This is a genomic window from Acinetobacter sp. YH12068_T, assembly GCF_024606005.1.
In the GTDB taxonomy this organism is placed as follows: Bacteria; Pseudomonadota; Gammaproteobacteria; order Pseudomonadales; family Moraxellaceae; genus Acinetobacter; species Acinetobacter amyesii.
Window position 1 is genome coordinate 793,065 of the sequence record NZ_CP094555.1, and the last position, 12,708, is coordinate 805,772.

Sequence of the window (12,708 nt, forward strand, 5' to 3'; positions counted from 1 at the left end):
AATTAAATGTATAAAATTTTATGCGCTGTTGTTTGTGCTGCACTGACACAAACTCATGCAGGCTTAGTGTCTATGGATAATACCGAACTCACTGCTGCAACCGGTCAAGGCGGTGCTGATCTCAGTTGGACACTTTCATTAAACCATCAATACGCCAATGATATGTCAAAAAACAACATATCAATCATGGATGCGAATGGTAAAACGACTCAAGCTTTTTATGGATATCAATGTTCATCCAATGAATTTTGTCGCTTAGCACTTGCACCCAATAATCATGTGGATGCAAATGGTAATAAGAAATGGTTGGTGTTTAAACAGTTTCAAGGAACGTTACAGATCGATCAATTTTCACTAGATGGTGTGACGATTATCAATCGTGAAGGTAATCCACAAACGGCTATGCAGTTGACATTTTATGATGACAAGCCATTAAAAATCAGGAATTTAGGATTTGCTACGTTGGCGGTGGAAACAGGGACGACAGGTAAGGAAGGTTATGAAAATACCAGTACTTATACAACCTATACCGAAAAGAAAGCTGATGGAACAACTTCAACTTTAGCAGTGCCTGATTTTGATCGTGGTTCAGAACAAGGATTTATGGGTGTTAATGTGCATGGCAACATGCACATGAGTGGAAAGTTAAACATCTTCAGTTTTAACTGCACTGGAAATGGTGCAGGTCGCTGTTAATCAGCTGTGACTGAATATAAGGATATAGTGATGAAAAAAATAACAACTTTAACGGCACTCGCAACCAGTATTTTACTTGCTCAATACGCCTATGCTTTTGAAGCGATGACCGATGAAAGCTTGGGTGCAGTTACTGGCCAAGATGGTATTTCGATTACCCATGAAGTTTCTAGAGTCAAAGTTGATCAGTTAAATTGGGTTGACCCAACTGACCAAAATAAGATGAAAATGGGTTTGCACAATGTACAAATAGATGGCGTTGGGCAAAGCACCATTACATCAAAATTAGATTTTGATATTGGGACTACGGATGCTGGTGTAGGCATGCGTATTGCCGCAAGTGTCAGCCCATTTACTGCTGTTGCGCAAAATATTATGCTGCTGTGTCAAGGCGCAACGTGCCAAACGCCTACGCAAAATTTAGGTTCACTTGCGATTGCAACATCTTCACCTTTAAAAGTATTACTTGAAACCAGCAATGGTCTATTTAACCGTAATGATACGGCGTATATGGAATTTCAATTGCAAAATGCCAGTATTAGTCATGGTATGAATGGACATAGCGTAACCTTAAAGGACTTTAACTTTAACTTTGCTGGTTCAGGTTATATGTATGTCGCAGCTGATGAAGGCATTGTTCTCACCACAAAATCCACAGGAAGCAAAGACCATACGGTCAATTTAGGGCGGGTAAAGGACATTTCAGATGTGCATAGTTCACGTAGCGATGCCACAAACCCCGGCGTTAATATCGATTTACGATACGGTACCGATGGTGGTGCGCAGCGCAATTTAATTCGTATGGGAGCATCGGGTGCTGTCACTAATGCACGAGTTGCCTTAAATGCCAATCAAGACGGAATCAAAGATTTTGGTCTAGCAACGAAGGCTTCTGGATATGAGTCCGTTGGTTCAGGTGGTTTACATTTAGGTGTGCGCGCGGATTTCACTTCAAAGGATGATCCTAGCCTTGTTGCAGGTCAAGCACCGACAACCTTAGAAATTGGCCATACGGGTATTGGTAGTTATGCCATTGAATTTTCTAATTTAACGTCTTTAGTTGCTGATAAAAATGCCTATATTGATTTTGGCGATATTTATATCAATACCATTCAAGCAAAAAGCCTTGATTTTCTGGTAAATGATAAATTAAAAGCAACATTAGGTTTAACCAATAATGTTTTAACCCAGAATCTGTCAAATCAAACGGCGGGCGGAAATTTTGCACTAGTGGCGATTCGTGGTATGGATTTTCAGTCCATCGCGCGTACCGCACGATTTATTTCGGATAACTCAATTGCTGCAATTGCAAGTAATGACAACAGTTGGGGGATTGGTATCCCGATTTATAATATGAATGCCAACGTTGCATTATCAGAGAAAAAATACAGTTATAAAAATGCGGCTGAAAAATCAGGTATTGGCTATAACCTTGTAATGAGCACAGATGGTTATGGTGTTGATAAAAAAACAGGAACACCAAGTACAACTTCTATTATTTTGATTGATGGTAAAAAAGGTATTAATGGTCAAGAAGTCAATTATTATGCCGGCTTAAGAAACATCAATGCACTTATTCAATCTGATGGTGTGATTGGCTATGAAAATGATGGCATCTATGTACGTGCAGATAATTTATTGATTGCAGCCAATGCCGAGTTAGCGATTGGTCAACTGCCGGGTTCAACCTATAACTGTGCGACTACAGCTTCTGCCAAATGTGGGACCACAGTACCTTTAGATAATTTCTCTAAACGTGATGATGTGTTGACGAATATTGCGTTTAAACTTGATGGTAAAGGTGAGCTATTTATAGTACCGGGTCTAAATGACACTGCAGAAAATAATTATTTATCTTTCCGTGGAAGCTTTGAATTTAAAGCATTAACTGATGCTGAAAAGAAAGATCAAAAAGTTATGGGAAGTTATTTAAGTTTGATGAATGAAGATGTAAATGCCAGCGGTGTCGTTTCAGCTTCAAGTATCAATATTAATAAAATGCAGGGCGATCTAGGCTTTGATGCTCGAATTAAAATGAAACAAGATTCGGTAGAGTTTGATAATCAGGTAAAATTCAATCCAACCAATAATATGTCTAAAGCGTTTCGTGCAGAAGTTTCGATGTTAACAAATGGCAATATGCAAAAGATGGCGGATATTGCCCTAACCGGTGGAACAATGCGAAGTACGATGGGGATTACTCCACGCTAGTAAAATTAAATCAATAACAAATAAATAAAATAACGAACAGGGAATTTGTTATGAAAAAGAAGTTAATCAGAGGTTTGATATTCTCGACATTTGCGATGAGTAGCTTATCTCATGCAATGATGGCTTTAGATGATGAAAGCTTATCAAAAGTTGATGGTCAAGCTTTACTCTCCATGGAATATACGCAGGGGTATAATTCTGTGGATGAGAGTGGACAAGCCGTTGACCAATCCAAAGTTGGCTTTTATAAACTTGGTTTGGAAGCTGAAATGGAGCTCAATGCCAATATTAAAAAGCTCCAATTGGGTTGTGGTGGTGCAAATGGCTCAGGTGCTTGTGATATTGATATTGATCATATTTCACTGAGTGGATTGCCTGCAAATAGCAATTATACGTCGGATGAACGTGCGGCAACTTCTGCTTTGCTGACCAATCCTTTTATCGAAATTGCAATTAAAGATCCGAAATCAGCGGCAACTCGTGAAGTGATGGGCTTTCGTTTGAGCGCTGAAAAAATTTCTGGATTAATGACATTAGGTACAGAAAATAGCAATACACCCAATGGTATCAATACCTTTAGTGGTTATATGAAAACCAAAGCATCTGCGGGTGTTGCAACAACTGCCGAGCGTGTGATGGACTATGCTTCTACGCAGCAATATATTGAAGGAGCAGTTAAGGGGACATTATTTGGTGCAGAAGTTGATCTACCGCTTCACTACAAATCAGATAATTATTCCTTTAATTTAAAATCAACCACAGCTCCTTTTACGATTCCAGCTACTGTTGTAAGTGGTAATCGAATGACAGATGTACAGTTAAAGGGTACAGGAACTGTTGATCGTCTAGATTTTAGTGGTCCATTAGTAGCTCAAATCTCTCTACTCGGTTTAAACATTAATTTGGATAAAGATGTGACGGGGTATCTTACTGGGCTAAAAACCGATATTACGGTAAATCAAAGTTTAGGTTTGATTCACGCACTTTATCTAAATAACCCTGCTTCGCTATCTTTACAAGCTCAAAAAATACTCTGGCCTGGTGCTGCAGTCGCAGCAGAAAGAGGGTGGTGGCTGGCGATGGAAGATGAAGTCGATTTGGGCAGTATTACACCATCAGATAAAGTGGCGATTACAGATGAAGTGTTGAAACAAACGATCGCCGGAATTAACCATGACTTAAGTACCAATGTTCGTAACTGTGGAGATTTAATCTTTGGTTGTGTTGCAGGTTCTTCTTTGGATGTTAAAGAGATTAAAAACCCGTCATTAATTGATTTCCCATTAACCAATTTAAAATTGTCTGGACAGGAGTTTCGTTCTAACTGCTTCGGGGGGCTGAAATTCTGTTAAGGCTTAAAATATTTGACATAAAAAATCCCGCACCTAGCGGGATTTTTTATGTTTAGCGCAAATTATTTTGCAAGTTTCGCTAAAAGGTCTTCTTTACTGAGGTTGCTTGATTCTTCATCACGGCGACCTTTGTACTCAAATGTACCAGCATCCAAACCTTTCTCGCCAATGACAATACGGTGTGGAATACCTGTTAACTCGATATCAGAGAATTTAACACCAGGACGCTCATTACGATCATCAAGAAGAACATCATAACCAGCAGCAGTTAATTCTGCATACAGTGCTTCAGCTGCTTCCATTGTACGTGGTGACTTATGTGCATTCATTGGCACGATAGCAACTTCGAAAGGAGCAATTGCAGACGGCCAAATAATACCTTTGTCATCGAAGTTTTGTTCAATCGCAGAAGCAACAACACGAGTTACACCAATACCGTAGCAACCCATAGTCACAACGAGAGGTTTGCCATCTTCACCTAAAACTTTGCAGCCAAGCGCTTCAGAGTATTTTTGACCCAACTGGAAGATATGACCAACTTCGATACCACGTTTAATCAAGATTGTACCTCGACCATCTGGAGAAGGGTCACCTTCAACAACATTACGCAGGTCATAAACTTCGGTGTATTGTGCATCACGTTCCCAGTTTACACCTACAGCATGTTTATCAACTTGGTTTGCACCAGCAACAAAGTCTGAAAGTACAGACGCTGCACGGTCAACAATAACGGTAATGCCTTTTTCGGTTAAGCCTTGAGGGCCACAGAAACCAGCAGTTAAGCCTAAGTCAGCTAATTGTGCTTCAGTTGCAAAAGTTAATGGAGCAGCAATTAATGGGTGTTTTTCTGCTTTAATTTCATTCAGTTCATGGTCGCCACGTAGGAATAAGGCAACCACTGGTGCAGCTTTACCTTCTTCAGCAACACCTTGAACCAATAATGCTTTGACAGATTGAGTAGGGTCTGATTTAAGGAATTCAGAAACCTCAGCAATGGTTTTTTGATTTGGTGTATCAACAATTTCAAGTGCTTTAGTCGGAGCAGCACGTTCACCTACTAATACTGCTTCCGCCATTTCTACGTTAGCAGCATAATCTGACTCTGTAGAGAATGCGATGTCATCTTCGCCGCTAGACGCAAGGACGTGGAATTCGTGTGAACCAGAACCACCAATTGAACCTGTATCCGCTTGAACTGGACGGAAATTTAAACCTAAACGCGTGAAAATCTTGCAGTAAGCTGCATACATCTTGTCATAGGTTTCTTGTAAAGAAGCTTGGTCAACATGGAAAGAATAGGCATCTTTCATGATGAATTCACGTGAACGCATCACACCGAAACGAGGGCGGATTTCGTCACGGAATTTGGTTTGTACTTGGTAGAAGTTTGCAGGCAATTGCTTATAACTTTTCAACTCATTGCGAGCAAGATCTGTAATCACTTCTTCATGTGTAGGGCCAAGTACAAAGTCATTGTTATGACGGTCTTTAAAACGTAAAAGTTCTGGACCATATTGTACGAAACGACCTGATTCTTCCCATAAAGATGCAGGTTGAGTGACAGGCATCAGGACTTGAAGTGAACCAGCACGATCCATCTCTTCGCGGATAATCGCTTCAACTTTATTTAATACGCGAACGCCCATCGGCAGCCAAGTGTATAAACCTGAAGCCAATTTACGAATCATCCCGGCACGAAGCATAAGCTGATGTGAAATAACTTCAGCATCGTTTGGGGTTTCTCTTAACGTTGCAAATAAAAAGCGACTCGCGCGCATGGAAACTGTCCTAAAAAATTAAGCGTTAAAGTGGAGAGTATACAATAAAAAATGAGGTGAACATTTTCCAAAGTCACCTCATTTTAGATTTTGTCATTATGACATGATTTTTTTGGCCTGACGTGCAAGGAAGTTTCGGAAATCATCCAAATAGGTAAAAATCACCGGCACAACCACAAGTGTTAGTAGGGTAGAGGTAATCACCCCGCCAATCACGGCATGTGCCATTGGTGCACTTTGTTCACCGCCTTCACCTAAACCAAGTGCAAGCGGAACCATACCCATCACCATTGCACTGGTAGTCATTAAAATGGGACGTAAACGGGTTTTACCTGCTTCAATAATCGCTTCATAACGATCTACACCATGATCCATGGCTTTTTTAATAAAGTCGATGAGTAGAATTGCGTTCTTTGTCACCAAGCCCATGAGCATAATAATCCCGATAATGGAAAAGAGGTTCATGGTTGAATTAAATAAGAATAAGGCTAAGAAAACCCCAATCAATGATAAGGGCAATGAAGCCATAATGGCTGCAGGGTGAATGAAGCTATTAAATTGTGAACCCAAAACAATATAAATAAATACAATAGAGAGGGTAATCGCTGTCATTGCATAACCCGCAGACTCAGCCATATCTTTATTGGCACCTTGCGTGACAAAACTATAACCTGGTGGCAAGTCGAAGTTTTTCTCTATCTCATTGATTTCGGCACCAATATCACCCGCAGGACGTCCTGCTGTGTTGGCTTCAACCATCACTTCACGTGCCAGATCACGACGGTTAATTTGTGAAGCACCAAGTGTTTCTTCAAAGCTTGCCACACTTGCCAATGGAACCAAGATAGGTAAGCCTGCAGCATCGGTTTTTTGTGATGTGATGTACATGCTTTGAATGTCAGTTGGCAGTCGACGCTGATCTTCAGTGAGTCTTAAATTTACATCATAGGTTTCGCCTTTATCATCCTTCCACGTTGTTACATTATCACCCGCAAGAAGAGGGCGTAATACATTGGCGATTTGATTGACGGATAAACCTAAATCACTGGCTAAAACGCGATTGATATGTACACCTAAGGTCGGTTTAGGTTCTTTGAGTGAGCTTTCTAAGTCGACAATACCGTCGACTTTCGAAATTTCTTTCATGAAGCGGTCAGAAATGCGTTGTAACTCATCTAAGTCTGGTCCTTTAATCGAGATCATAACCGGCTTTTGGCCGCCAGATACTGTTTCATCAGCTGAGGCAATCGAGGTAATGGTAATACCTGCTACATGTTTTAAGCGGGTACGGAATTCATTGTTGAGATCCGTTAAGGTTTGACTACGCTCCGTACGTGGTGAAACAGTGACACGAATGCTAGCATGGTTTTTACCCCGATCAGTGGCACTATTAATTGCACCATAAGTGGCTTTGACTTCTGGATGTTGGCGAATGATACGATCTACTTGCTTAAGCTTAGCCTGCGAATATTCAAGGGTTGCATCAACTGGTGTTTCAAATTTGATCCGAATTTCACCTTTGTCTGGTACGGGTACAAATTCAGTTCCGATCATTTTGGATAAACCCAATGCACCAAATAGAGACGCGACGGCGATTAAAAGGGTAATGAGCCTAAATTTTAAAGCAAGCTTGAGTAATTTTTCATAATGATGGCTTAGGTTGTCGAGCTTGCCCGAAATCCAGTTAAAAAAACGTTTAATTTTACCCGGCTTTTTATTTGGATCGTGGCGCTCTGCCCAGTGAGCAGACAACATCGGGTCAAGGGTGAAACTCACAAACATTGAAATCAGTACAGCGGTACTGACGGTTACACCAAATTGATAGAAGAAACGCCCAATAATACCGCCCATAAATGCCACAGGTAAAAATACCGCGACAATGGTCAATGTTGTGGCCAATACGGCTAAACCAATTTCTTTCGTGCCGTCGAGTGCAGCGGTGACATGGTCTTTGCCCATATCAGCATGGCGGACAATATTTTCGCGTACTACAATGGCATCATCAATCAGGAGACCGATACTCAGTGAGAGAGCTAGTAGGGTCATCATATTGATGGTAAAACCAAAAATCCAAACAAAAGTGAGGGTACCTAGTAGTGAAATCGGTAGAGTTAAACCTGTAATGGCTGTCGAACGAAATGAGCCGAGAAATAACAATACAATGAGTACCGCAAGTACTGCACCTTCAATAATCGTACGTGCCACGTCTTTAATGCTGCCACGAATACCTTTTGAAGAATCAACCACAATTTCTGCGGTCGTGCCTTTCGGCAATTGCTTTTGGATTTTACTTAAGGTTTTACGGGTATTATCAACCACCTCAATCACATTAGAGTCCGAACTTCTCAGAATGTCGACAGCGACGGCTGTTTTACCATTCAGATAAGCACTCGACTCCATTTCAGCTTGGCTATCTTCTATTTCGGCAATTTGTTTGAGATAAATCGGCGCGCCATTTTTATTGGCAACCACTAAATCACCGAATGAGTTTGGGTGAATAACCCGAGATTTAATTTCGACCACCAATTCTGAGTTCTTTTGTTTTAAAGTCCCCCCCGGAACTTCAATATTTTCAGATTTTAGGGTGTTTATAACTTGGTCTATCCCAATCCCGAAACTTTGTAATTTTTGCGGATTTACTTGAATACGAATTTGACGCTGTGCATCACCCAATAAATTGACCGTACCGACACCGGGAACTGTTCTGAGTTGTGGCACAATCCGTTGATTGAGATAGGAACTCAAATCACGTAAAGACATGTCCTTCGATTCAAAAACAATCGACATAATCGCACTGGCAGTAGGGTCGTAGCGCTCTACAATTGGGTCATCAATTTCATCACGAAATTGTGCAGTTACTGGTGCAATTTTATCTCGAATATCTTGTGCAGCTACAGAGGACGAGACATCTAGATTAAATTCGACAATGACCGTGGATAAACCTTCACTGGACTGTGAAATGACTTGCTTAAGGCCTGAAATGGTATTGATCTGATCTTCAAGTTTCTTGGTGATTTCAGATTCGACAGACTCAGGAGAAGCACCCGGATAGTTGGTGTAGACAACAACAAAAGGGAAGTCGACATCAGGAAACTCTTCAACACCCATACGTTGCCAAGAAGCGAGTCCTAGCACCATCAGACAGAACATCATCATGATGGTGAAAACAGGATATTTCACACTAATTCGGGTTAACCACATAACAACTGTCCTGCCTTATTCTTTTAATTTTGGCTGATACTTACATCTTGTTTGATATCTGAATCATTAAATTTAATTCGGCTGATCAGATCGCTATTTTGTAAGCCCTGAACAATCGCGGTGTTATTGCTATAACTCTGATTCAAAATTTGTACTGGTACTTTGGTAATTTTATTTTGACGAATGACCCAGACATAAGGTTGGTCTTTTAGACTTTGGATGGTATCGAGTGGAATTTTTTGGCCTGAAATATTATCCGTGCCTAAGATGTGACCTTCGACAAAAGCACCAATACTTAATGAAGTAATAGTTTCATTTGGGGCTGCAAAAAATTCAATTTGACGACTGGCTTGATCGGCAATCGGTGAAATCCGGCTGATTTGTGCTGTGAGTAAATTGCTATTACCTTGGATGCTATATTCAATCTTTTGTCCAATTTTCAGTGCAGCTTGCTGATCACTTGGTAATTTGGCTTGAATTTCTAATTGGTCTGGATTGACAATTTCAAAAAGGGTTTGTCCGGCAGCAACCGTTTGTCCCGGTTCAACATCACGTTTGGTTATCACGCCTTGGATAGGGCTATAAATGGTACCATCTTGATTGGCTTTTCGCGCAATATCGACATTAGCTTGTTGGGCACGAACATTTTCCATTTGAGCTTGGTAATCGACACGACTTTGTTCAAACTCTACTTTGGAAATAAAGCCTTGATTCAGCAAACGCTGTTTACGTTCCATCATCAGTTTGGCTTGATTGGCTTGAGCTTGCGTTGATGCAAGGTTTGCTTGAGATTGAGCAAGACGTGCGGCATTGTCTTGATTATTTAAACGCACCAACACTTGGCCTTTGCTGACACGTTGTCCGACTTCTGCATTAACATTGGTTGCAGTCGCAGTGACTTGGGCTTGAATACTGCTCTGATTGACCGCCCGAATGGTACCTGTAAAGGCTGTTTTTGAAATGGCGTTGCCTTGTTCGATCGTGACCAGATCTTGTTGAATCAATTCAATCTTATTTTCTGGTTTAACACTTTGCTGCGGATCTTCTTTTTGACATGCAGCCAAAGTCAGGCTTATGCAAAGCAGGCTAAGCTTTAAAAATGGGGATGATTGCTGTGCAGAGTGCATAATGGTCCTTATATCAGCGGTCTACAAAAGCAATTGAATAACAAGTTTATTCCATCGCTTTTAAACGCGTAATAATTCTGTCGTATTCAGCTTCTGTATTTCGATAGCGAGTTTGTAACGATTGAATGTATTCTTTTTTCGCTACCATATTTTTTTGATTATTATCCAACATTGTTTTTAATTTTGCCGGAACGGTTTCACCTTTTCGAAAATGTTCACGTTCTTGGCGAACAAATAATACACGATCATTTTGTAATTGTTTTAATTGTTCTTGTTCAAACACGATCTGTTTACGTATACCAGTCAGTGCATCACGCTTTTTAATGGCTGCAGTTCGGCTATTGGTATAGGCTTTTTTAAGTTTGATATCTGACGCTTGCTGACGTGCTTGGGCAGCACGCTGAGGAGCTTGTCTAATGTCAGCTTCAGCATTGTAGGGGCGGTTACGTTTAATCACTTGCATATTTTGATCAAGTGCTTCATAACCATAGCGGATGTGATTTGGTGTCACATTGGTACTGATGTTTGCTACGCCTTTACTGTCATAGTAGCGATACCAAGTCGCCTTTTGGGGTTGCTGTGTATTGGTTGGTGCAGCAAATAAAAGCGGGGTATAAGCTAGTAAACAAGTCGTCAGGATGACTTTTTTTGAGAAATGTTTAAGGCTAATCAAGTGAATTTTTTTTGTAAGCGGACTCAACCTTGTACTCCCCAGTTTAAAGTTGACTAAATTACTTATTTTAAAGTAATAATCTTGCTATAATATGCTTAATTAAGACAATTAAATACTATTCCAAGTTAAAAAAAAATCGTTGGTCATCGGAAAGTGTGAAGCAGTTAATAAAAACAAGAAATCTTGTGTGTTTGCGCAGAAAATGTTCATTGAAAACGCAAGTAAAGATATGTTAAAAATGTTCACAACTTGTAAATAATAATGCTGCTAACTTAATTGTTTGTACATCCTCAATGGGTAGGGTCAATAAATGGACGATAAATTCCAAAATCTAAAAGTCATGGTAATTGATGATTCAAAAACCATTCGTCGTACGGCCGAAACGCTGCTTCAGCGTGAAGGATGTGAAGTAGTCACTGCTGTAGATGGTTTTGAAGCACTTTCAAAAATTGCAGATGCGAATCCAGATATCGTATTTGTCGATATTATGATGCCACGTCTTGATGGCTATCAAACTTGTGCCCTGATTAAAAACTCTCAAAATTATCAAAATATTCCTGTGATTATGCTTTCAAGTAAAGATGGTTTATTTGATCAGGCGAAGGGTCGTGTTGTAGGTTCTGATGAATACTTGACTAAGCCATTCAGTAAAGATGAATTGCTGAATGCAATCCGTAATCACGTTACAGCATAATTAGATTTTTTATTTTTTGGGGAAAAAGTATGGCACGTATCCTAATCGTTGATGATTCACCAACAGAAACATTCCGTTTTAAAGAAATTTTAAGTAAACACGGTTTTGAAGTGATTGAAGCTTCAAATGGGGCAGATGGGGTGACAATGGCTCAAGCTGAGTTACCTGATTTGGTCTTAATGGATGTGGTAATGCCGGGTGTGAATGGATTCCAAGCAACACGTCAAATTGCACGTGGTGCGACCACCAAACATATCCCGATTGTCATTGTAAGTACCAAAGATCAGGCAACTGACCGTGTTTGGGGTAAACGCCAAGGTGCTTCTGATTATCTGACTAAACCTGTAGACGAAAAACAATTAATTGATGTGATTAAGCAACACCTCAATGCAGGATAAAGCTCTATGGCAGCAAATGGATTTATCGAATTACTTCGAATAGCAAAACGAGGAAACAAAAACTACGTTTCCACTGAAAATGAAGTAAACCGATGGTCAGGCATTGCTTTTGAGATGATGGGGCAATATTACGTTGCTCCTTTAGGTGAAGTAGCTGAAGTGATCTACCCACCAAAATATACGCCAGTTCCCAATACCCAACCTTGGGTGATGGGATTAGCCAATATTCGGGGACGCTTACTTTCTTTGTCTGACCTAGCACAATATATAACCGGTCATCGAAGTAGTTTTTCACCCACTCAAAAAGTTTTATGTATTAGTCATAATGACCATTATGTCGGTTTGGTAGTCGATCAAGTTTTGGGTATTCAACACTTTAATAAGAAAAGTTATTTTTCTAAAGATAATGAGTTGGATCGAAATTTGCAGGAATATTGTCAGGGGTATTTCCACCAGCATAACGAGCAGTGGAATGTATTTCTCTTCAGTCGTTTACTGCAAAATCCAAAATACATGAACGCATCTATAAAATTTATAAATTAATTGTCGCGCACGAACGAAAGAAGGCGTAATCGGGG

General features: G+C 40.2%; 10 protein-coding genes. 6 read left to right on the top strand and 4 right to left on the bottom strand.

Annotated elements, in window-relative coordinates; genetic code table 11:
• Positions 1-6: 6 nt before the first annotated feature.
• Genes MST18_RS03880 through MST18_RS03890 form a run of 3 tightly spaced genes read left to right on the top strand, consistent with a single transcriptional unit; the run spans position 7 to position 4,259 of the window.
• Entirely contained in the window at positions 7-696 is a 690-nt protein-coding gene (locus tag MST18_RS03880; RefSeq protein WP_067764582.1) for a hypothetical protein, read from the top strand.
• A gap of 30 nt (positions 697-726) precedes the next feature.
• A complete protein-coding gene (locus MST18_RS03885; protein ID WP_180133518.1) occupies positions 727-2,907 on the top strand; it encodes a DUF6160 family protein in 2,181 nt (726 codons plus the stop codon).
• Positions 2,908-2,957: 50 nt separating this feature from the next.
• Entirely contained in the window at positions 2,958-4,259 is a 1,302-nt protein-coding gene (locus tag MST18_RS03890) for a hypothetical protein (protein WP_180133517.1), read from the top strand.
• A 62-nt stretch (positions 4,260-4,321) separates the two neighbouring features.
• On the opposite strand, the gene MST18_RS03895 is transcribed toward MST18_RS03890, so the two are convergent.
• The 4 genes from MST18_RS03895 to MST18_RS03910 form a co-directional block, all read right to left on the bottom strand.
• Positions 4,322-6,037: a proline--tRNA ligase gene (locus MST18_RS03895; protein ID WP_180023163.1), complete on the bottom strand. Its 1,716-nt coding sequence runs from the start codon at positions 6,035-6,037 to the stop codon at positions 4,322-4,324.
• A 96-nt stretch (positions 6,038-6,133) separates the two neighbouring features.
• Entirely contained in the window at positions 6,134-9,238 is a 3,105-nt protein-coding gene (locus MST18_RS03900) for an efflux RND transporter permease subunit (RefSeq protein ID WP_180133516.1), read from the bottom strand.
• Between the two features lie 23 nt (positions 9,239-9,261).
• A complete protein-coding gene (locus MST18_RS03905) occupies positions 9,262-10,365 on the bottom strand; it encodes an efflux RND transporter periplasmic adaptor subunit (protein WP_180101814.1) in 1,104 nt (367 codons plus the stop codon).
• A gap of 46 nt (positions 10,366-10,411) precedes the next feature.
• Entirely contained in the window at positions 10,412-11,005 is a 594-nt protein-coding gene (locus MST18_RS03910; RefSeq protein WP_233945418.1) for a hypothetical protein, read from the bottom strand.
• Between the two features lie 343 nt (positions 11,006-11,348).
• Here MST18_RS03910 and pilG point away from each other — a divergent pair, with 343 nt between their 5' ends.
• From pilG to MST18_RS03925, 3 genes are read left to right on the top strand one after another with little or no spacing between them, the layout of a single operon-like run.
• Entirely contained in the window at positions 11,349-11,732 is a 384-nt protein-coding gene (gene pilG / locus MST18_RS03915; protein ID WP_078191060.1) for a twitching motility response regulator PilG, read from the top strand.
• A gap of 29 nt (positions 11,733-11,761) precedes the next feature.
• Positions 11,762-12,130 (top strand): response regulator, encoded by a 369-nt coding sequence (locus MST18_RS03920; RefSeq protein WP_180083624.1) that lies wholly within the window; start codon positions 11,762-11,764, stop codon positions 12,128-12,130.
• 6 nt (positions 12,131-12,136) lie between these two features.
• Entirely contained in the window at positions 12,137-12,673 is a 537-nt protein-coding gene (locus tag MST18_RS03925) for a chemotaxis protein CheW (protein ID WP_180101812.1), read from the top strand.
• Positions 12,674-12,708 lie beyond the last annotated feature (35 nt).

Coding starts and splice junctions, on each gene's coding strand:
- MST18_RS03880 (WP_067764582.1), top strand. CDS start 7: ATGTATAAAATTTTATGCGCTGTTGTTTGTGCTGCACTGACACAAACT.
- MST18_RS03885 (WP_180133518.1), top strand. CDS start 727: ATGAAAAAAATAACAACTTTAACGGCACTCGCAACCAGTATTTTACTT.
- MST18_RS03890 (WP_180133517.1), top strand. CDS start 2,958: ATGAAAAAGAAGTTAATCAGAGGTTTGATATTCTCGACATTTGCGATG.
- MST18_RS03895 (WP_180023163.1), bottom strand. CDS start 6,037: ATGCGCGCGAGTCGCTTTTTATTTGCAACGTTAAGAGAAACCCCAAAC.
- MST18_RS03900 (WP_180133516.1), bottom strand. CDS start 9,238: ATGTGGTTAACCCGAATTAGTGTGAAATATCCTGTTTTCACCATCATG.
- MST18_RS03905 (WP_180101814.1), bottom strand. CDS start 10,365: ATGCACTCTGCACAGCAATCATCCCCATTTTTAAAGCTTAGCCTGCTT.
- pilG (WP_078191060.1), top strand. CDS start 11,349: ATGGACGATAAATTCCAAAATCTAAAAGTCATGGTAATTGATGATTCA.
- MST18_RS03920 (WP_180083624.1), top strand. CDS start 11,762: ATGGCACGTATCCTAATCGTTGATGATTCACCAACAGAAACATTCCGT.
- MST18_RS03925 (WP_180101812.1), top strand. CDS start 12,137: ATGGCAGCAAATGGATTTATCGAATTACTTCGAATAGCAAAACGAGGA.